Origin of the sequence: Flavobacterium daemonense (assembly GCF_007341385.1) — a bacterium.
Taxonomy (GTDB): Bacteria; Bacteroidota; Bacteroidia; order Flavobacteriales; family Flavobacteriaceae; genus Flavobacterium; species Flavobacterium daemonense.
Genome location: NZ_VJYD01000003.1, coordinates 169,085 through 189,461, shown reverse-complemented (window position 1 = coordinate 189,461; position 20,377 = coordinate 169,085). Strand labels below are relative to the sequence as shown.

Below are 20,377 nucleotides of genomic sequence, written 5' to 3'. Positions count from 1 at the left end.
TCATAAAAAATGAACAAAATATATTATTTAGCGTCTTGTGATACGTGCAGAAAAATAATCAAAAGCCTGCCTGAAAATAATCTGGTTTTTCAAGACATCAGACAAAATCCGATTACTGAAGCTGAACTGGAAGAAATGTATAAGCTTTCTGGAAGCTATGAGGCGTTGTTCAGCAAGAAAGCGCAATTGTACAAATCGATGGATTTAAAAAATAAATCACTTACAGAAGCTGACTTTAAAAAGTATATTCTTGAACATTATACCTTCTTAAGTCGCCCAGTTTTTATTATTGATGGAAAAATCTACATTGGCAACAGCCAAAAAAATGTAGCAGAAGTAATAAAGGTTTTAAGCTAGATTTATTTGCCACAAATTTCACGAATTTACCCGAATTTTATTCAAGCTTGACTTCACAAACTTTAAAATTAATTAGTGCAAATTCGTGAAATTCGTGACAAAAACACTTTAAATACTTACATAGCTCACAGAATAGTATTTTACGTCATAAACAGAGCAAACTTTTAATTATCTTTGCGCCTTTATACTCAATTATATGATACAATCTATGACAGGGTTTGGCAAAGCTTCTTTGCAATTGCCTACAAAAAAAATTACCGTTGAAGTAAAATCGTTGAACTCTAAAGGTTTAGATTTAAATGTGCGAATGCCGTCGGTTTACCGCGAAATGGAATTAGGTTTGCGAACGCAGATCTCAACAAAACTGGAAAGAGGCAAAATTGATTTCGGAATTTATATCGAAAGCACCGCTGAACAGACTTCAACTAAAGTAAACGTTCCTGTTGTAAAAAATTATATCACACAATTAAGAGAAGTTTATGCAGATGCTGACGAAACTGAATTAATGAAAATGGCCGTTCGTATGCCAGACACATTAAAAACAGAACGTGAGGAAATCGATGAAAACGACTGGGAGCAAATTCAGGTTATCATTGAAGAAGCGCTGCAAAACATCTTAAATTTCAGACGAGATGAAGGAGAATCTCTTGAAAGAGAATTCAACCTTAGAATCGCAAATATCCGCCAATATATGGACGATGCTTTGGCTTTAGATCCAGAACGTGTTCAAGCTATCAAAGACCGTTTACAAACTGCAATTTCTGAACTGAAAGTAAATGTCGATGAAAATCGTTTTGAGCAGGAATTAATCTATTATTTAGAGAAACTCGATATAACGGAAGAAAAAGTACGTTTAACGAACCATTTAGACTATTTCTTGGAAACAATCAAAGGAACGGAAGCTAATGGTCGTAAACTTGGTTTTATCACTCAGGAAATGGGTCGTGAAATCAATACAATGGGTTCAAAATCAAACCATGCTCAAATGCAGAAATTGGTCGTGATGATGAAAGATGAATTGGAGAAGATTAAAGAACAGGTTTTGAATGTTTTGTAAAAAACGCTATAAGCTTTAAGCTATAGGCAATAAGCTAAAAACGGAATCAAATTAAAGCCTAAGGCATAAAGCCTAAAGCTTAAAGCATATAATAATGAACAAAGGAAAATTAATTGTTTTTTCGGCACCATCAGGATCAGGGAAAACAACTATAGTAAAACATTTACTAGGGAAAGAAGATTTAAACTTAGAATTTTCGATCTCTGCAGCTTCACGCGACCCACGTGGAGAAGAAGTTCACGGAAAGGATTATTATTTCATTTCGTTGGAACAATTCAAAAAACATATTAAGGCTGAAGAATTCCTAGAATGGGAAGAAGTTTACCGCGATAATTTCTATGGAACTTTAAAAACTGAAATCGAAAGAATCTGGGCGATGGGAAAAAATGTAATTTTTGACATCGATGTTGCCGGCGGATTGCGTATCAAACACAAATTTCCTGAACAGACGTTAGCTGTTTTCGTTAAACCTCCAAGCGTTGACGAACTAAAACGCCGTTTAAAACAACGTTCTACCGAAAGTGACGACAAGATTAATATGCGAATTGCAAAAGCTTCTGTAGAATTAGCTACTGCGCCTCAATTTGATACTATTATAAAAAACTACGATTTAGATACTGCTAAAGAAGAAGCTTATCAGTTAGTGAAGGATTTTGTGAGTAAATAGAAATTAAAAAATTGAAAGATTTAAGTATTGAAAAATTACCAAAAGAATCTTTTCAATCTTTTCAATTTTTTAATCTTTTAATAATAATAAATGAAAATAGGTCTTTACTTCGGAACATATAATCCTATTCATGTCGGACATTTGATTATTGCCAATCACATGGCAGAGTTTGCCGATTTAGATCAGGTTTGGATGGTCGTTACACCACACAATCCGTTAAAAAAGAAAGCGACATTATTAGATGACCATCATCGTTTGCAAATGGTTTATTTGGCTACTGAAGATTATCCGAAAATCAAACCTTCAGATATTGAATTTAAATTGCCTCAGCCAAATTATACGGTAAACACTTTAGTTCATTTACAGGAGAAATACCCAAATCATGATTTCTCTCTAATTATGGGAGAAGACAATCTGAAAACGCTTCATAAATGGAAAAACTATGAAGTAATTTTAGATCATTATGAGATTTATGTTTACCCTCGAATTTCTGATGAACCTGAAAACAGAGAGTTAAAATCGCATCCTAAAATTCATGTAATTGATGCACCAATTGTAGAAATTTCGTCAACTTTTATTCGAAAAAGCATCAAAGAAGGCAAAAATATTCAGCCTCTATTGCCCCCGAAAGTTTGGGAATATATTGATCACAATAATTTTTATAAGAAATAAATACACAATATTGTCATTTTGATCCCGAGGCCTCGAGATCAAAATGACAAATACAAAGTAATAAAAAACTGAATTACAGCAATAAAATCACATTCTATTACCAAAAAATAATTTCAATTCTTTCTCAATAATATCAAAAAACGATTTCACATTGTTGTTCTTTGGAGCCAGTAAATACACAAATTCTTCCGGAACATGAAAGCTGTTCCAAACCAATTGCAATTTGTTTTCTTTGATATAATTTCTCGCATTACAATTCCACGTTGCTGCTATTCCTTCGTTTTTTGCTAAAAGTCTAAGCATTTCAGCTTCTGACGGAATAATGTAATTCGGAATCATCGATGGTCGCTTTTTATTAAAAGCATGAAGCCAAAATAATTTTATATGCGGAATACGAGCATCATGACTATACCATTTCTGTGCATTCAGCCATTGCTCAATTTCCGTAAAATTATCGGCTTTTAATTTCTGGCGAAATTCGGTTATGTCTAAAGTTGCTGGCGCGACTAAAATCAATTTTATTTTCCCGACTATTTCATAAGTAGTATCAAAAGTGTCAAATCTTTTTGTAGTAATTGCAAAATCAAGTTTTTTTGAATTGACCAAATCAAAAAGTTCATCATTTTCTGCGAAAGTAAAATCAATCAAATCAAATTTTGAGATTAGAAGATTCCCGACACAATCAAAAAGATGTCTTGAAATTCCGACCGAAATCAATCGATTCGCATCTTCTGCTTTTGCCCTGAAGCCTGTTTCGACGCTTTCGAGTCGATCCAAAGCATCTATAATCAAATTATTCAGTAACTTAGCGTATTCCGTTGGTTCTACGCCTTTTGACTTTCGATTAAATAATTTATTACCAACATGAGCCTCTAACATTGATATCTGCTGACTAACGGCAGGCTGGCTCATAAACAACTCTTTCGCGGCAACTGAAAAATTACCGTTTTTGTAAACAGATTTAAAAGTTCTGTACCATTCTAGATTTACCATGATATAATATTATTTATAACAAACATAGTTTATTTTATTTTTACTGATATCACTTTAGGCGTAAATTTGTTGAAAATTTAATATTTATGAAGAAAATAGCATTACTCGCAATAATCGCATTTGCAGCTATCGGCACAACTGCTTTAGCTCAAAAATCAAACAAGAAAAGTATGAAAAAAGTATTATTTGTTGTTACCAGCAATGATAAACTGGGCAATACAGGAGAAAAAACAGGATTTTGGTCAGAAGAATTTGCTGCGCCATATTATGAATTACTTGATCAGGGAGTCGAAATCACAATTGCTTCGCCTCTTGGAGGACAGCCACCAATTGATCCTAAAAGTGCTGATCCATCATCAGCAACCGAAGACACCAAACGTTTTGACGCCGACAAAGTATTACAAGAAAAATTGAAACACACTTTAAAACTTTCTACGGTAAATCAAAAAGATTATGATGCTGTTTTTTATCCAGGAGGACATGGTCCGCTTTGGGATTTAGTAGAAGACAAAAGCTCAATCGCTTTGATCGAATCATTTTATACACACAAAAAGCCAGTTGCGTTTGTTTGTCACGCACCCGCTGTTTTGAAAAACGTAAAAGTTAATGGCGAATATTTGGTAAAAGGCAAAAAAATAACCGGCTTTACAAATGAAGAGGAAGAAGCTGTCGGGTTGACTAAAATAGTTCCGTTTTTATTAGAAGATGCCTTGTCATCAAATGGCGGTATTTTTTCAAAAGGACCAAACTGGCAACCTTACGCAGTTGAAGACGGACTTTTGATAACTGGTCAAAATCCAGCTTCATCTAAATTAGTAGCTGGAAAATTGCTACAAAAGATAAAATAAAAAGGGACTAAGGGACTGAGTTTCTAAGGTTCTGAGGGTTCTCACTTGGCATCTTAAAACTTAATCTCTCATTTTCTATAATTAGTAAAAAAAATTAAATAAAAATTGACGCTAAGTTTACTGAATAAGTTCAAAGAAAAAAACTCAGAACCTCAGAACCTTAGCATCTTAGAAACTCAAAAAAAATGCTAAACTTTGAATTATACAATCCGACAAATTTAATTTTCGGAAAAGGACAAATAGAAAAACTTTCAACTTTAGTTCCAAAAAATGCTAAAATTTTATTGGCGTACGGCGGTGGAAGTATTTTTAAAAATGGTGTTTACGATCAAGTAATCGCGAACTTAAAAGGTTTTGAAATAGTAGAATTTGGCGGAATCGAACCAAATCCAAGATTTGAGACTTTAATGAAAGCTGTTGAAGTCATCAAAACAGAAAAAATCGATTTTATTCTGGCTGTTGGTGGAGGATCTGTAATTGACGGCGTGAAATTCATTTCGGCAGCCGTTAATTTTGAAGGAAATCCGATTGATATTCTCCAAAAAAGAATTTTAATTAAAGAAAATGCATTGCCATTTGGAACCATTTTAACATTGCCGGCAACGGGAAGCGAAATGAATTCTGGCTATGTCGTTACAATCGAAGCTACTCAGGAAAAATTAGCTTCAGGCGGAAGTGCTTTATTTCCTAAATTCTCTATTTGTGACCCAACTGTAATTGCATCGCTACCAAAAAGACAAATTCAAAATGGTGTTGTAGATGCTTATACACATGTTATGGAGCAATATCTGACGTATCCGCATGAAGGTTTTCTTCAGGATAGAATTGCCGAAGGAATACTGCAAACCCTAATTGAAGTAGGCCCAGGTGTTGTCGAAAACCCAACAGATTATACTTTGGCATCTAATTTTATGTGGAGTTGTACGATGGCCTTAAACGGATTGATCCAAAAAGGTGTTCCGAGTGATTGGGCAACACATATGATTGGTCACGAATTGACAGCACTTTACGGAATTGACCATGCCAGAACTTTAGCAATTATTGGCCCAAGTTTGTACAAAGTAATGTTTGAAACCAAAAAAGGCAAACTTGCCCAATACGGAAGACGCATTTTTAATCTTTCAGGATCTGATGAAGAAGTAGCAAAAGAAGCGATCAATAAAATGGTAGAATTTTTCCACAAAATGGGAATGGACACAAAACTTTCACAATACACAGATGATTATTCAAAAACAGCTGATTTTATTGTAAGTCGTTTTGACGAAAGAGGTTGGAAAGGTCTAGGTGAGAACCAATTAGTAACTTTAGACAAAGTAAAATCTATTGTTGAACTTAGTTATTAAGTAATCAGTGGTCAGGTTTTTAGTGATCACTAAAAACTAATCAAAAAAGGCGTTCTTAATAAGTTTAAGAGCGCCTTTTTACAATACTAAAACAAAACTAACTAACTCAATTTTTATTAAATTCATTAAAATTCTAATTTATAATCACTTACAACGTAAGACTTAATCTTTTATTGTATGAGAAGTGAAATATTTTTTTATTTTTTTTCTAACTCCTTGAAAAACCGCCATTTTTAAAGACGTTTTACAAATTTCTTAAAACAGATTTTGTATTATTACTACATTATTAAGTACTTTTGTTTTAAATTATTAAAATAATGAGCGAAAATTTAAAATTTGCAGTAATTGGAGGAGGAAGCTGGGCTACGGCAATTGCAAAAATGTTGTGCGTTAATCAATCTGAGATTGCATGGTATATGCGTAATGACGCTGCAATCGAGCACATTCAAAAATATAAACACAACCCAAATTATTTAAGTTCAGTTGAATTTGACACTAAAAAACTTAAATTAACCAACAATATCAACGAAGCAATTGAATACGCAGATTATTTGATCTTCGCTATTCCATCTGCATTTTTAGATGCCGAAATGAAAAACATGACGGTTTCTCTAGCGGACAAAATTATTTTCTCGGCTATTAAAGGGATTGTTCCAGAAACAAGTTTGATTGTTGGAGAACATTTTCATATTCAGTACGATATTCCATATTATAATATCGGAGTTATCACAGGTCCTTGTCATGCTGAGGAAGTTGCTTTAGAAAGACTATCTTACTTGACAATTGCTTGTGGCGATCCTGAAAAAGCTTGCAATATGGCAAAATCACTTTCTGGAAATTACATTAAAGCCAAAATTTCAGATGATATTATTGGTACCGAATATGCGGCTATGCTAAAAAACATTTACTCTATCGCGGCCGGAATTGCACATGGATTAGGATATGGCGACAACTTCCAATCCGTTTTGATGAGTAACGCGATTCGTGAAATGAAGAAATTCATCAGAAAAGTACATAAAATGAAACGTAACATTAATGATTCGGCCTATCTGGGTGATTTATTGGTTACAGGATATTCTGTTTTTTCAAGAAACAGAATGTTTGGAAACATGATTGGAAAAGGATATACCGTAAAAAGTGCCATGATGGAAATGAGCATGATTGCCGAAGGTTATTACGCAACAAAAAGTGCTTATAAACTAAATCAAGGCTACGGTGCAAAAACACCAATTATTGACGCTGTTTATGCGGTTTTATACGAAGGAAAAGATGCCAAAACGGTTTTCAGAAAATTAACAGAGTCTTTAGATTAGTTTTAGTTAAAAGAGACAAGAAGCAAGAGACAAGATTGTTGAAAATAGAATAAATAAAAAAGAGTCAAGCTAATTATACAGTCTTGACTCTTTTTTTATTTTCAACACAAGTCTTTCCTCTTGCTTCTTGCTTCTATTCTCTTTACTTCACCATAATCCCTTCAACAAACAAAATCGGCACTTCTTCCGTTTTGTTTTCGTCAAGCGAATTGGCTTTAAAAATAAACTTCTTATCGTATAAAGTATTTCCAATGAAGAAAGTCACCATAAATTCATTATTAAGCGCCAAAAGGCTTTTTTCGACCAATTCTATCTTTACAACAGAAACCGATGGAACCTCAACAAATGCATGTCGCAGAATTGACGTTTTTTTCATCTCGCCATCAATCGTTCCAAATGCCTTTGAAACCACCATTACGCTATCTAAATTAAAATCGCTGTCGTTAACTAAATAAGCGTACCACACTTTTTCCATAAAATCGTCGCTCCACTCCTGCACTGCTGCAAGAAAAACGTTTTCAACTTCTGGAATTATTATATCTTTTTTCATTTTTTAGTAATTAGTAAAAAGTAAATAGTGATTAGAAAGAAAGCTCTTCACTAATCACTACTCACTAATAACTTATTTATTAAATATTTGCTTTGAATTGCTCTAAGAAACGAACATCATTTTCATAAAACATACGAATATCGCCAATTTGGTATAAAAGCATTGCGATACGCTCTACTCCCATTCCAAAAGCAAAACCGTTGTATTCATCTGGATTTATATCACAGTTTTTAAGAACATTTGGGTCAACCATTCCGCAACCTCCAATTTCCAACCAACCAGTTCCTTTTGTGATTCTGTAATCTGTTTCGGTTTTTAAACCCCAATAGATATCAATTTCAGCACTTGGTTCTGTAAACGGAAAGTAAGACGGACGAAGACGGATTTTCGATTTCCCGAACATCTCTTTTGTGAAATAAAGCAAAGTCTGTTTTAAATCGGCAAAAGAAACATCTTTGTCAATGTACAATCCTTCTACTTGATGGAAAATACAGTGCGAACGCGATGAAATTGCTTCATTACGAAATACACGTCCCGGAGAAATGGTACGAATTGGCGGTTTATGATTTTCCATATAACGCACCTGAACCGATGATGTATGCGTACGCAAAAGCACATCTGGATTTGTCTGAATGAAAAATGTATCCTGCATATCACGCGCCGGATGATATTCTGGCAAGTTCAATGCAGTAAAGTTATGCCAGTCGTCTTCAATTTCTGGACCTTCAGAAACGTTGAATCCAATGTTGGCAAAAATATCTATAATCTGATTTTTAACAATTGAAATCGGATGGCGAGAACCTACAATTACTGGTTCTGCAGCACGAGTTAAATCACCAAAAATACCTTTTGTCTCCTCTTTGCTTTCTAAAGCCTCAACAATAGATTTAACTTTTTCCTCAGCAGCATTTTTCAATGCGTTTATAACTTGTCCAAATTCCTTTTTCTGATCATTTGGCACGTTTTTAAACTCTGCGAAAAAATCGTTTAAAACTCCCTTTTTTCCTAAGAATTTTATACGGAATGCTTCTAACTCTTCTTTGTTTTCAGTCGAAAAAGATTGGGCTACCCCAATATACTCTTTAATCTTATCTATCATTTTCATTCGGTTCTTGAGAATACAAATTTAAATAAAAAAGTGAGATGATAATAGCGAGATATCACAAGTATTCTAAACTTCCGTGATAATTTCAATCTATCCCAAAACTTCGGGGCTAAAATCTCCACTCTAATCCCTAACCATCGGGATAAAAATCTTACTCTATGAGGTTTCTTTCTAAAAAATAACTCACAATGGCTTCTTTCATCAAAACCGATTGTTCCCCAGCTTTTAATGGTGGTAATTGCTCTTTCACTTTGTAATGCGGCCAGCCGTCTTCATCAAAATATTCAAATTCGTAAAATCCGTATGGCTCTAATAATCTACAGATTGCAATATGCATTAGGTTCAGCTTTTCATCTTTTTTGAATTGTTGGTGCACTTTCCCGAATTCCTGAACTCCAATTAGGTAAATTATGGCATCTAAATCTAAATCTTCTCCTTGCGAAAATTGATTTGAAAGTATATCGACGAGCTTTTCCCAGCGCTCTTTTAATTGTGTATCTCTAGACATTTGTTTTTAATTATGAATTATGAATTGTGAATTGTGAATTCAGAAAGCATAAATTTTAGATGGCAAAGATACGGACTTCAAATTCAATGCTCGTAAAAATATTAAACATGAGAAATATAAAACCTTTGAACCTATGCAACTCTGCACCTTTGAACCTTAAAAAAAAGAATATCTTTGCGCCTCATTAAACACCAAACCAAAGCATGAGTTTTTTTGATATTATTGTAGCCGCTCTTTTGGCTTTTAGCTTGTACAAAGGCATTAAAAACGGACTTTTTGTAGAAGTTGCTTCTTTTATTTCCCTGTTGCTGGGAATTTATCTTGCGATTAAATTTTCGTCAATAATGAAAGAAATAATCATGAAACATGTTTCATGGAATCCTAGTACAATTCAAATTACAGCTTTCATTTTAACGTTTATTCTTGTTGTGATTGGCGTTTATTTTTTAGCCAAGATTTTAACCGGAATAGCTGATTTTGCGTTTCTTGGATGGGCAAATAAATTAGGTGGCGGTTTTTTCAGAGTTTTAAAAACCATTTTGATTCTGAGTATTTTTATTGCTTTATTCGAAAAAATAAACTTCAATAATACTTTTGCAAAACAAGAGACTTTGGATAAATCCATTTTTTATAATCCGGTAAAAAAAGTGGCCGCTTTTGTGTATCCGTCGATCGAAAAATGGTACGACAGCTTTAAAAAAGAAAGCACCAAAAAACCTGAGGAAAAATCAGAAACTGAAACAGAATAATTTAATTGTCAGGCTGAGCGAAGTCGAAGCCTTTTCATGTAAATGAGCCTTCTCCCGAAGCCTCGGGACGCTCAGGATGACATTCGTTTTCATTATTAAACCCGACAGGTTTCAAAAACCTGTCGGGTTTATAATATGTTGTCAGAATAATATTTAGAATTTCACTTCTAACTTCTCTCCTTTTTTCAAAACAATTTCTTGTTTTTTATCCCCAAAAATCAAAGTAGTTTTCCCTCCGATTTTAGAAGAAATTATCAATTTTTGGATCGTTTTATTGTTCCAATTCATTTCAATTTCAAATCCGCCACGAGCACAAATTCCTTTTACAGAACCTTCTTCCCAAGCATCTGGCAAAGCAGGAAGCAAACGTATTTCATTTTCATCAGATTGGACTAGCATTTCGGCAACGGCTGCTGCGCCTCCAAAATTTCCATCGATTTGAAATGGCGGATGCGCGTCGAATAAATTTGGATACGTTCCTCCTCCTCTTCTTGGTTTATCGGTTTTCTTTTTGTCTGGATCTACGTAACGCAATAATTCGCGGTACATTTTATAAGCACGATTTCCGTCCCAAAGTCTTGCCCAAAGATTAATTCTCCAGCCCTTTGACCAACCCGTGGTTTCATCGCCTTTTATTTCGAGCGTTTTTCTTGACGCTTCAGCCAAATCTGGCGTTTTTAAAGGCGTAATATGATTTCCCGGAAAAAGTCCGAATAGATGCGATTGATGGCGGTGTTTTGGCTCTAAATCATCCCAGTCAAAATACCATTCCTGCAAATTTCCTTTTTTCCCAATTTGATACGGATGCAGTTTTGCAAGCCCCTTTTCAAGTTTATCTCTAAAATCGGCATCAGTATTCAATATTTTTGAAGCTTTTATTGTTTTATCAAAACATTCGCGAATCATCGCCAAATCAGCAGTTCCACCATAAAGTGTAGCGCCAATAAAACCATCTGCGAGTTTATATTGATTTTCAGGCGAAGTTGATGGCGATGTAATTAAATCTCCGTTTTTATCGGTAATCATCCATCCTAAAAGAAATTCGGCCGCACCTTTCATCAACGGATAACCTTCTTTTTTTAAATACTCTTTGTCCTGACTAAAAGCGTAATGTTCCCAAATATGCGTACTCAGCCACGCTTCTGCCATTGGCCAGCATGCCCACATTGGTTCTTCTTTTCCAAATTGCCCAACCGGATTGGTCATTGCCCAAATATCCGAATTATGCGCCGCCGCCCAGCCTTCTTTAACTCCGTAAAAAGTTTTAGCGGTAACTTTTCCAGTTACCGAAAGGTTTTTAATGAAGCTTAAAAGCGGCAAATGCATTTCGGAAAGATTGGTGTTTTCTGCCAGCCAATAGTTTTCTTCCAAATTGATGTTCATCGTATAATTACTGCTCCAAGGCGGATTTACATATGGGTTCCAAAGTCCTTGCAAATTTGCCGGAACACCAATTGTTCGAGATGAACTGATCAACAAATAACGCCCAAAATTGAAATACAGGATTTCCAGATTTTTATCTTCTTTCCCTTCAGAATATCGTAGTAAACGTTCGTCTGTTGGCAAATCTGGTGCGGTTGTTTTTCCTAAATCCAAATTGACACGATTGAAGAATTTTTGATAATCAGCAATATGAGATTCTTTTATTTTATCAAATGTTTTTGCATATGCTTTATTCAAATTTTGCAAGGCAATTGTAATGTCATCTACGCCTTCAGTCGCAGGATTTTTGTCAAAACCATTAAAACTTGTTGCAACAGAAACAAAAATAATAGCTTCGGTCGCATCTTTTAAAGTAAGCGTTTCTCGGGAAGTTGTAATTTTTCCGTCCGTTTTTTTGATTTGGACTAATGTCGTAAATTTTGTTCCTCTCTCTTTTATACCAAGATATTTTGGCAAAACGGTATATCCTGCATTTTCATGAATTGGCGCAGTGCCAGTCATTACCAAGATATTTCCTTTCACATCCACATTAGATTGCAACAGACTTTTCAAATTAATATCAAAATTCAACGCCCCTTTTTGATCGGCTGTAAGTTTGATGATCATGATTTGATCTGGCGCTGAGACAAAATATTCACGCGTATATTTTATGCCGGCCATTTCGTAACTTACTTTTGAAATTGCATTCGAAAGATCAAGTTCACGATGATAATTTACAGCATTTCCTTTTTCAGAATTGTTGATTTCCAAAGTTCCTAAAGGCGCATACGATTCGGAGTTTTTTCCTTGTACTTTTTTATTGAGTTCTTCGGCGAGTTTATAATTTTCATTTTTTAAAGCTTCGCGAATTGCCGGAATGTTTTTGTAAGCTTCCGGGTTCATATTAGCGTTTACGGGTTCTCCCGACCAAAGCGTAATATCGTTCAGGTAAATTTTATCTGAATTCGCACCTCCAAAAACGGTTGCTCCCATTTTTCCGTTTCCTAAAACCAAGCTTTCTTCAAAGAATTCTGCCGGTTGTTTGTACCACAAAACATGATTCGATTGTGCCGAAATGTTTATGGCGTAAGATGTGAAAAGTAAAATGAGAAATGTTTTTTTTATGAGGTTTGGATTCATGATCGGGTTGTTTTTATTTTGATGTTTTTTAGCATTAAGTATTTCCACAAACTTGTCATTTCGACCTAAGGAGAAATCACACCAGAAATTCTACAAAGTGAGTTATCCAATCTTTGTCGAATTTCTAGTGTGATTCCTCGTTCCTCGGAATGACATACAAAACGTTAAGCACGCGTTAGGGATAGCAGCTATCCTCTTCCACGCAACTATTATTTCGGTTCTAAATTTAATTCTTTAGAATTTAATTTGTCGCTTTATAAATAAAATTCTTAAATGTAACCTTGCCCGTTCCAGCGGCAGAAAGCCCTAGGCGCAAACTCATGAATCCGCTTAGGACATTATGATGAAAAGCAGAAACTTCAGCTGAATTTTCAATTTTTATCAATTCTTTTCCGTCTATGCTATAAAACATATTTACTAATTGCTCTTTCTTTTCTAAACGCAGAAATAAATGGGTTTTGTTGACTCCTTTTTGAGTAGGAAGTTGCCATGATCTCAAGATTGCAAAAACATTTTCATGATCTGCCGCGATTCCTGTGTACAATTTAGTATCATAAAATAGAACAAGTCCGGCTGTTGCATTTTCTTCAATTTCGACTTCGACTTGAGCAACATAAGAATGATCTGGTGGCGTGCACAAAAGTGGCGAACTCTCTCCAACATTTTTACCTTTTGCTTTTAACTCTAAACCATTTTTTGTGAGTTTGAATCTTTCGGCATCATATTCATTAAAAAATTGCCATTGAGGTTTGAGTTCCAAAGCCGAAAAATCATCAGAAAGCGAAAAATTACTTTCAATCTTTTTTCCTGCAGGTTTCTTAATCGGGTTTTCTGTTTTAATAGCAGCAGCGCTTTTAAACCAACCATCTTTTGTCCACTCCACTGGTTCTAAAAGTGTTTGGCGTCCCATATTGTAATAACCATTTTCGTAGCCATGAAAAACCATCCACCATTTTCCGTCAGCATCATCAATTAATGTCGCGTGCCCCTTAGACCACCATTTCTCTGATTGACTTTTGGTTCTAATAATTGGGTTGAAAGGTGAGTTTTCCCAAGGTCCTAAAGGCGATTTTGATCTTGCCGAAATTACCATATGACTTGTTGCCGGGCCAGCAGTTCCACCTTCGGCGACGGTTAAGTAATAATAATCTCTGCGTTTTAAAACTTTTGGACCTTCCATACAAAAACACTCTATCGACCAGTCAGCAGGAATTTTCCATCCATCGTAAACATGCTTTCCTTCGCCCGAAACAGAAAGCCCATCTTTAGATAACGGCACATAATTTCCGTTGCTGAAATAAAGATATCGATTGCCTTTTTCATCAGTAAAATGTCCAGGATCGATATTCCCAATTTTCAAATCAATTGGATCACTCCACGGTCCGGTGATAGTATCTGCCCAAACGACATAATTCGTTTCATTTGCGGGAAAATAAATATAAAATTTGTTGTTGTATTTTACCAAATCCGGCGCCCAGACAGAACCTACGCTTTTTTTTAATGCATGCGTCACCGGTTTCCAGTTCACTAAATCCTTCGAAGTCCAGATTAATAATCCGGGATAATAATTGAATGACGAATGCACAATATAATAATCCTCTCCGTCTCTAATAATAGATGGATCAGGATAATCGCCAGCAAATATTGGGTTTTGATAAGACTCCTTTTCAATATTTGCTTTTTGTTGCTGTGCATTTCCGGCAAAAGAAATAAAACTTATAAATAATAAAATTATTCTTTTCATAGTTTTACTTGCTCACTTTATATACTTCATTCGCCGTAATCATTTCCCAATTATCGGTTCTGAAAGGCGATGCAGGAAATTTTTCTTTATTGAAAAGATTAATCTGCGTATCATCATCTGCCCAACCGTAATGAACGGCAACTGGATTTTGAACCGCATCGCTGGAAACGATTACCTTGTTGTCTTTAATTATCGCTTTCGCGGAATGAAAAACTTTGTCTGCGCCTGCGATTTCGAAGCCTTTCAATTCATCGTTATTTGGCGTTGATAGTCCACCCCCAATGTTATCGAAAGTAAGGATGATTTGATTTACTTTTATTTCCTGAGATTTATAAGTTGGTCCGCTGAAAATTTGTTTTTTGCCGTAAACATTGTCTAAAGCAATTGCTGCCAAACGCAATCCTACATCTTGTTTGTTTGTTGGATGAATGTCTTTTGCGTTTCCAATGTCTGTTGTAACAGCCATTCCGGTATTTTTTAGTTTTAACGTTTCCGACTGTGCTTCACGAAGTTCTGCCCAACGACTTCCTTTTTTGCTGTTTCCTCCGGTTTCATCAAAAGTTGATAATTGCACAAAATAAAGGAAAATCGCCTTGTTTGAATTTTGTTCTCCAATCTGTAATCATTAACGGAAACGCTTTTTTGTATTGATTTGCTCTCCAAACATTCGCTTCGCCTTGGTACCATAAAACACCTTGAATTGCGTAAGGAACCAACGGATTTACCATTGCGTTATATAATAATGACGGATAACTATTTGGTGATAAAGCCGTTTTAACAACGATAACTCTGTATTTCCAATTTCCGTCAAGCGGAATAACTTTGTTGCCAAGTACAAGTTTTAAATCTTCCGATTCTCCGTAAATTCCGCCACCGCCACTATTATCGACAATTAGAACGGCAATTACATTTTTGCCTTCTTTTAAAACATTTGCAGGAATTTGATACACTCTTTTAAAATCCCATTGGTTATTTTTACCAACTTCGATTCCGTTTACGTAGGTAATATCTTCGTCGTCGATTTTCGCTAAATGAAGTGTTACTTTAGTTTTAATATCTTCTGCCGAAAGTGTAATGGTTTTTCGCATCCAAACAACGCCGTCCAAATCGCCAAGAGGCTGATTTTCCCATAAACTCGGCGTTTTTAATTCGCCCCACGAAGCATCATCAAAAGAAAGTTCTTTAAACGTATTTTCGTTAGCCGTACTTACTGTAGTTCCCTGAATTTTTTCGACTCTTTCGTTCATTCGCTTTGCGTATAATTTTGAAATCGAATCGACATTCATAACCGGAACATCGGCAATCATGTTTTTGAATTCGGCACTTTTTTCGAATGCTTCACGACTTGTCCAAGTTTCGACATTGGTTCCTCCCCAAGAAGTATTGATAATTCCAATTGGGATTTTCAATTCAGCATACAATTTTCTGGCAAAATAAAATCCGACAGCGGTGAAATTACCAACCGTTTCTTTACTTGAAACTTCCCATTTTCCAGCTTTTAAATCGTCTTTGGGTTTTCCGTTTAAGTCTTGCGCGACGCCAAAATGACGAATCAGAGGAAAATCAGCATTATTCATTTCTTTTTCGGCATTCATGGTTTTAAAAACCTGAAATTCCATATTTGATTGTCCACTGCAAATCCAGACTTCACCAACCAAAACATTTTTAATTGTGATTTTATTTTTTCCGATAATTTCTAATTCGAAAAGTCCGCCTGCTTTTTCAGCATTTAAGTTTACGATCCACTTTCCGTTTTTATCGGCCTGTGTTTTTTTGATTTGTTTATTGAAATGAATTTCTACATTTTCATTCGCGTCAGCAAAACCCCAAATCGGAATTCGTTTGTCTCTTTGGAGCACCATTCCGTCAGAGAATAGTAAAGGCATTTTCACATTTGCCTTTGATAAAACACTAATTAATAGAAAAATAAATATTACACTCTTTTTCATCTTTTCTAATTTAAATATTTTTTTGAATCATATAAGTGATATAAGTTTTTTAAGTTTTTATTAAACACTGTGCTTAAATTTGCTTATATCACTTGTATAGTTTTACAGTATTTTTTATTTTAATCCGTCTATTAATGCATTTAAAGCTTGTGTATCAAAAACGGTATTATCTGTTCTATTGATAATTCCGAAACCGTTGTTCCCTAAGTTTCCTTCATCCCAATAAAAAGGCAGTAATCCATTTGCTTTTGCAGTTTTTACCACCGTTTTTAAATAATATGCTCTTGAATTCAAATGCAAAGTCAAAGCGTCTCCAGTTAAAGAAGTTCTTCTGATTGCTCCAAATTCACCCAATAAAACCGGAATTCCTTTGTCTACAAACTGGGTTTTCATCAATTTGAAATTCTTTTCCAAATCCGCTTCTTCTCCCCAAGTTGCATTTCGTTCTGTATCTGTTGTCGAATGATAATTTGCTCCCCAATAATAAAACATTTTCCCCCAAGTTTCGTCTTTGGTTAAACCTGCAAAATTCCATGGAGCATAATAATGTACTTCGACCATCATTCTGCCAGAAACTTTATCTGTTGGTAATGTAGTCATTAATTTGTTTGTTTTTTCGATATCTGTCGTTGGTCCTTGTACCACCAAAACACGAGAAGCATTTTTTCCTCCCGTTGAACGAACTGCATCGATAAAAGTTTGATGGTACGAAGTTAAAACCGCCATTTGAGAAGCATCTTCAACTGCTGGTTCATTGGCGCTAGCAAAAAGTAAATGTTCGTCAAATCCGCGTAAATGCGTTGCGATTTGTTCCCAAAACGCTTTTTGCTTGGCGTTGTTTTCATCTTTTTTGGCTTCGGTAACATTGTTTTCCAGCCAACCGCCGTCCCAGTGAATATTTAATACAACGTACATATCATTGTCGACACAATATTGAACTACTTCTTTTACTCGGTTCAACCAATCGACTTTGATTTTTGCTGTTGCTGTATTTTCTAAATTCTGGTTCCAAGAACACGGAATTCTGATCGCATTAAAACCATTTGCTTTTACGGCATCGATTAATGCTTTTGTTACTTTTGGATTTCCCCAAGCAGTTTCACCTCCCGTAGCTTCCAAAGTATTTCCGATATTCCACCCTAATTTGATTTTTGCTGCCAATTCAACTGCTGAACTTCCCATTCCAGAAGCATCGGCTGCAATTGGGTTGGTATTGTAACTTGGGTATAAACTTCCGGCTGCTTGAGAAACTGAAATTGTTACAGATGGAACATCAGTACCCGTTAATGTAATCACTGCATTTCGCAGAGCCGTAGTTGTGTTTTCTAAAGCCGTAATTTTTATGATTGTACTTCCCGAAGTTCCAGCAGTTGAGCTTAATTTTATCCAACTGACAGGATTATTCAGAGCCCAGGCCGCTCCATTAGAATTAATAGTTACTTCTACCGTATTTTCTTTACTCTCAAAATCGATTTTATTTGAGCTTATTGTCAACGTTTTTATACTTACCGGCGTATTTTCTTTATCTGAGCTGCAAGCAGAAACGCCCAGAAAAACAAAACATAAAACAAAACTCAGCAGATAATCTTGAATTGTTTTTTTCATTTTATTTGGTTTGTTTTTAAAATCAACGCCAGCTTTTTAATGGGCTGGCGTCAATGGTTTGGTTACTTTTATTGCATAACAAGTTTTATTTAACTGTTACTTGAATTTCTTTCTTAATATCTCTTGAAGAAGTTCCAATTTTTAGCGTATATTTTCCTGGTTCAACCGTCCATTTTTTAGCAGAAACATCATAATAAGCCAATTCTTTTACTGGAATTTGAATGCTAACCGTTTCTGAACTTCCCGATTTTACCAATACTTTTTTGAAACCTTTCAACTCTTTTGAAGCACGAGTTACTTTAGAATCTCCTTTAGAAGAGTACACTTGAACAACTTCTTTTCCGTCTACTTTTCCGATGTTTTTTACTTCCGCAGAAACTGTAATTACATCATTTGCAGAATATGAAGTTTTATCGGTTTTACTATTTTCGATAGCGAAAGTCGTATATGAAAGTCCGTAACCAAAAGGAAATAATGGCGTAATGTTTTTAGTATCAAACCAACGGTAGCCAATCAAAATTCCTTCAGCATAATTAACCGATTTTCCTCCTGGGAAACTTTTTGTAGCGTGCGCAGGCGAATCCATAATATTTTTAGGCATTGTCCAAGGCAATTTTCCTGACGGATTTATTTTTCCAAGCAATACATCGGCCAAAGCATTTCCACCTTCAGAACCATTGAACCAGCTCCAAACTACAGCAGGCGATTTTTTAGTGATTTCGTCAATATCAAAAGGCGCTCCGGCAACAAATACAACGATAGTTCTTGGATTTACTGCTAATACTTTTTTGATTAATTCTTCTTGTCCAAAAGGCAAATGCAAATCTCTTCTGTCAGAAGCTTCCGTTTCGTAATCACGATTTGAACCTGCAAAAATCACCGCAACATCAGACTTTTTAGCCGCATCAACAGCTTCTTGAACTTTTCCTGGATCTAATTCGTCAATAGTTACAGGACCATTTAATGTAATGTCACCTAATTTTCCTTTATTTTTTTCGTCGTAACGCTCTAAATAACCTTCGGCATAATTGATTTTTATAGAAGATGGCAATCTGTTTTTTAGACCTTCAAGTGGCGTAACTTCTCTTTTCGTTTTTACTCCGGCACCAAATCCTCCAAGAGAATTTTTCTTCATGGCATTGTTTCCAATTACGGCAATCGATTTAATTGCGTCCACCTTTAAAGGCAACGCATTGTTGTCATTTTTCAATAATACAATATCTTCTGTCGCAATTTTGTAGGCATCTTGATAATGTGCTTCTGTCGCAATACTTCCTTTTGTACGATCTTTTGCGCCCATTGCTTTTACTTGGAACAACGCTCTTAAAATACGTTTTACATGCAGATCAATTTCGCTTTCTGAAATTTCTCCGGCTTTAACAGCAGCAATTAATTTATCTGCCAAGAAAAATTCATTAAATGGTTTTGGAGTTCCCATTTCAACATCTAATCCGCTTTTTAGAGATTTTACTGTTGAATGAACCGCAGCCCAATCTGACACTACAATACCTTTAAATCCCCATTCGTCACGAAGGATTTTATTCAGCATATAATCGTTTTCACATAAATATTCGCCTCTAAATTTATTATAAGCGCCCATTATAGCATACGATTTTGCTTCTTTTACCGCCGCTTCAAACGCAGGAAGGTAAATTTCGCGAAGTGTACGCTCATCCATTTGAACATCAACAAAATCACGATTTGTTTCCTGATTATTTGCCGCATAATGTTTTACACACGCCATCACATCTTTTTCCTGCAAACCAACAATCAAAGGCACGGCGATTTTTTTATTCAAAAATGGATCTTCAGACATGTATTCATATGTTCTTCCTCCAAGTGGCGTTCTAACCATATTAATTGCTGGCGAAAGCAACATGTCTTTATCTCTGGCGCGTAATTCTTCTCCTAAACTATTCCCAAAAGTATGCGCCATTTCGGCATTCCAAGTTGCAGCCAAACCGCCTCCTGCAGGATAATAGGTTGCAAAATCATTTGTCAATCCGGCTGGCGCCCAGCTGTCTCTTGAAATTTCCTCACGAACTCCAAGCGGTCCGTCGGCCATTTTTAATTCTGGAATACCTAAACGTTCTACAGCTCCCGTACTAAACATGCTGTTTCCGTGAAGCATTCCAATTTTTTCCTCAAGTGTCATTTGAGAAACTAATTTATCGATTTCAGCATCGTGTTCTGAGCCAATTTCTTTTCCTTTATATTCTTCGGTTTGTGCGTTTTCTGAAGTAGTTGTTTTTGCATCATTTTTACAAGAAGCAAACAATACAAAAGCCAAAGCGGCCGATAGGTATATCATTTTGTTTTTCATAGATAGTTAGATGGTTTTTTTTAGATTTAAAG

18 protein-coding genes are annotated in these 20,377 nt (G+C 35.4%); 8 read left to right on the top strand and 10 right to left on the bottom strand.

What is annotated here, in order from left to right:
- Positions 1-9: 9 nt before the first annotated feature.
- The 4 genes from FND99_RS05280 to nadD all read left to right on the top strand — a co-directional run bounded on the left by FND99_RS05280 (position 10) and on the right by nadD (position 2,753).
- The gene (locus FND99_RS05280) at positions 10-357 is read left to right on the top strand and encodes an arsenate reductase family protein (RefSeq protein WP_144336936.1); all 348 of its coding nucleotides are present in this window, start codon (positions 10-12) and stop codon (positions 355-357) included.
- 196 nt (positions 358-553) lie between these two features.
- Complete coding sequence (locus FND99_RS05275; RefSeq protein ID WP_144336935.1) at positions 554-1,414, top strand: YicC/YloC family endoribonuclease; 861 nt, start codon at positions 554-556, stop codon at positions 1,412-1,414.
- 94 nt (positions 1,415-1,508) lie between these two features.
- Positions 1,509-2,081: a guanylate kinase gene (gene gmk / locus FND99_RS05270; protein WP_144336934.1), complete on the top strand. Its 573-nt coding sequence runs from the start codon at positions 1,509-1,511 to the stop codon at positions 2,079-2,081.
- 90 nt (positions 2,082-2,171) lie between these two features.
- Positions 2,172-2,753 (top strand): nicotinate (nicotinamide) nucleotide adenylyltransferase, encoded by a 582-nt coding sequence (gene nadD / locus FND99_RS05265; protein WP_144336933.1) that lies wholly within the window; start codon positions 2,172-2,174, stop codon positions 2,751-2,753.
- Positions 2,754-2,840: 87 nt separating this feature from the next.
- On the opposite strand, the gene FND99_RS05260 is transcribed toward nadD, so the two are convergent.
- A complete protein-coding gene (locus tag FND99_RS05260) occupies positions 2,841-3,746 on the bottom strand; it encodes a LysR family transcriptional regulator (protein ID WP_144336932.1) in 906 nt (301 codons plus the stop codon).
- A gap of 86 nt (positions 3,747-3,832) precedes the next feature.
- Here FND99_RS05260 and FND99_RS05255 point away from each other — a divergent pair, with 86 nt between their 5' ends.
- The 3 genes from FND99_RS05255 to FND99_RS05245 all read left to right on the top strand — a co-directional run bounded on the left by FND99_RS05255 (position 3,833) and on the right by FND99_RS05245 (position 7,250).
- Positions 3,833-4,594, top strand: a complete 762-nt coding sequence (locus tag FND99_RS05255) for a type 1 glutamine amidotransferase domain-containing protein (RefSeq protein ID WP_162615538.1) — start codon at positions 3,833-3,835, stop codon at positions 4,592-4,594.
- Positions 4,595-4,779: 185 nt separating this feature from the next.
- Positions 4,780-5,937: an iron-containing alcohol dehydrogenase gene (locus tag FND99_RS05250; RefSeq protein WP_144336931.1), complete on the top strand. Its 1,158-nt coding sequence runs from the start codon at positions 4,780-4,782 to the stop codon at positions 5,935-5,937.
- Positions 5,938-6,254: 317 nt separating this feature from the next.
- Positions 6,255-7,250 carry an NAD(P)H-dependent glycerol-3-phosphate dehydrogenase gene (locus tag FND99_RS05245; RefSeq protein ID WP_144336930.1) on the top strand — a complete coding sequence of 332 codons (996 nt, stop codon included), beginning with the start codon at positions 6,255-6,257 and terminating at the stop codon, positions 7,248-7,250.
- 142 nt (positions 7,251-7,392) lie between these two features.
- Here the strand turns inward: FND99_RS05245 and FND99_RS05240 are convergent, their stop codons facing one another.
- From FND99_RS05240 to FND99_RS05230, 3 genes are all read right to left on the bottom strand, one after another.
- The gene (locus FND99_RS05240) at positions 7,393-7,800 is read right to left on the bottom strand and encodes a hypothetical protein (RefSeq protein ID WP_111287353.1); all 408 of its coding nucleotides are present in this window, start codon (positions 7,798-7,800) and stop codon (positions 7,393-7,395) included.
- Positions 7,801-7,879: 79 nt separating this feature from the next.
- Positions 7,880-8,899, bottom strand: a complete 1,020-nt coding sequence (gene pheS / locus FND99_RS05235) for a phenylalanine--tRNA ligase subunit alpha (RefSeq protein WP_144336929.1) — start codon at positions 8,897-8,899, stop codon at positions 7,880-7,882.
- A gap of 157 nt (positions 8,900-9,056) precedes the next feature.
- A complete protein-coding gene (locus tag FND99_RS05230) occupies positions 9,057-9,413 on the bottom strand; it encodes a hypothetical protein (RefSeq protein WP_144336928.1) in 357 nt (118 codons plus the stop codon).
- A 203-nt stretch (positions 9,414-9,616) separates the two neighbouring features.
- On the opposite strand from FND99_RS05230, the gene FND99_RS05225 reads away from it, so the two are divergent.
- A complete protein-coding gene (locus FND99_RS05225; protein WP_144336927.1) occupies positions 9,617-10,162 on the top strand; it encodes a CvpA family protein in 546 nt (181 codons plus the stop codon).
- Positions 10,163-10,315: 153 nt separating this feature from the next.
- Here FND99_RS05225 and FND99_RS05220 read toward each other — a convergent pair whose 3' ends face one another.
- The 6 genes from FND99_RS05220 to FND99_RS05200 all read right to left on the bottom strand — a co-directional run bounded on the left by FND99_RS05220 (position 10,316) and on the right by FND99_RS05200 (position 20,333).
- Entirely contained in the window at positions 10,316-12,724 is a 2,409-nt protein-coding gene (locus FND99_RS05220) for a glycoside hydrolase family 95 protein (RefSeq protein ID WP_144336926.1), read from the bottom strand.
- A gap of 241 nt (positions 12,725-12,965) precedes the next feature.
- Positions 12,966-14,468: a family 43 glycosylhydrolase gene (locus tag FND99_RS05215; protein WP_144336925.1), complete on the bottom strand. Its 1,503-nt coding sequence runs from the start codon at positions 14,466-14,468 to the stop codon at positions 12,966-12,968.
- Positions 14,469-14,472: 4 nt separating this feature from the next.
- Positions 14,473-15,042, bottom strand: a complete 570-nt coding sequence (locus FND99_RS20280) for a hypothetical protein (RefSeq protein ID WP_246074175.1) — start codon at positions 15,040-15,042, stop codon at positions 14,473-14,475.
- Positions 15,023-16,417, bottom strand: a complete 1,395-nt coding sequence (locus tag FND99_RS05210; protein ID WP_246074174.1) for a sialate O-acetylesterase — start codon at positions 16,415-16,417, stop codon at positions 15,023-15,025. The genes FND99_RS20280 and FND99_RS05210 overlap by 20 nt, the downstream gene beginning before the upstream one ends.
- Positions 16,418-16,531: 114 nt before the next feature.
- Positions 16,532-18,022, bottom strand: a complete 1,491-nt coding sequence (locus tag FND99_RS05205; protein ID WP_211356619.1) for a cellulase family glycosylhydrolase — start codon at positions 18,020-18,022, stop codon at positions 16,532-16,534.
- Between the two features lie 85 nt (positions 18,023-18,107).
- Positions 18,108-20,333 carry a glycoside hydrolase family 3 C-terminal domain-containing protein gene (locus FND99_RS05200; protein ID WP_246074173.1) on the bottom strand — a complete coding sequence of 742 codons (2,226 nt, stop codon included), beginning with the start codon at positions 20,331-20,333 and terminating at the stop codon, positions 18,108-18,110.
- Positions 20,334-20,377: the final 44 nt, after the last annotated feature.

Coding starts and splice junctions, on each gene's coding strand:
- FND99_RS05280 (WP_144336936.1), top strand. CDS start 10: ATGAACAAAATATATTATTTAGCGTCTTGTGATACGTGCAGAAAAATA.
- FND99_RS05275 (WP_144336935.1), top strand. CDS start 554: ATGATACAATCTATGACAGGGTTTGGCAAAGCTTCTTTGCAATTGCCT.
- gmk (WP_144336934.1), top strand. CDS start 1,509: ATGAACAAAGGAAAATTAATTGTTTTTTCGGCACCATCAGGATCAGGG.
- nadD (WP_144336933.1), top strand. CDS start 2,172: ATGAAAATAGGTCTTTACTTCGGAACATATAATCCTATTCATGTCGGA.
- FND99_RS05260 (WP_144336932.1), bottom strand. CDS start 3,746: ATGGTAAATCTAGAATGGTACAGAACTTTTAAATCTGTTTACAAAAAC.
- FND99_RS05255 (WP_162615538.1), top strand. CDS start 3,833: ATGAAGAAAATAGCATTACTCGCAATAATCGCATTTGCAGCTATCGGC.
- FND99_RS05250 (WP_144336931.1), top strand. CDS start 4,780: ATGCTAAACTTTGAATTATACAATCCGACAAATTTAATTTTCGGAAAA.
- FND99_RS05245 (WP_144336930.1), top strand. CDS start 6,255: ATGAGCGAAAATTTAAAATTTGCAGTAATTGGAGGAGGAAGCTGGGCT.
- FND99_RS05240 (WP_111287353.1), bottom strand. CDS start 7,800: ATGAAAAAAGATATAATAATTCCAGAAGTTGAAAACGTTTTTCTTGCA.
- pheS (WP_144336929.1), bottom strand. CDS start 8,899: ATGATAGATAAGATTAAAGAGTATATTGGGGTAGCCCAATCTTTTTCG.
- FND99_RS05230 (WP_144336928.1), bottom strand. CDS start 9,413: ATGTCTAGAGATACACAATTAAAAGAGCGCTGGGAAAAGCTCGTCGAT.
- FND99_RS05225 (WP_144336927.1), top strand. CDS start 9,617: ATGAGTTTTTTTGATATTATTGTAGCCGCTCTTTTGGCTTTTAGCTTG.
- FND99_RS05220 (WP_144336926.1), bottom strand. CDS start 12,724: ATGAATCCAAACCTCATAAAAAAAACATTTCTCATTTTACTTTTCACA.
- FND99_RS05215 (WP_144336925.1), bottom strand. CDS start 14,468: ATGAAAAGAATAATTTTATTATTTATAAGTTTTATTTCTTTTGCCGGA.
- FND99_RS05210 (WP_246074174.1), bottom strand. CDS start 16,417: ATGAAAAAGAGTGTAATATTTATTTTTCTATTAATTAGTGTTTTATCA.
- FND99_RS05205 (WP_211356619.1), bottom strand. CDS start 18,022: ATGAAAAAAACAATTCAAGATTATCTGCTGAGTTTTGTTTTATGTTTT.
- FND99_RS05200 (WP_246074173.1), bottom strand. CDS start 20,333: ATGATATACCTATCGGCCGCTTTGGCTTTTGTATTGTTTGCTTCTTGT.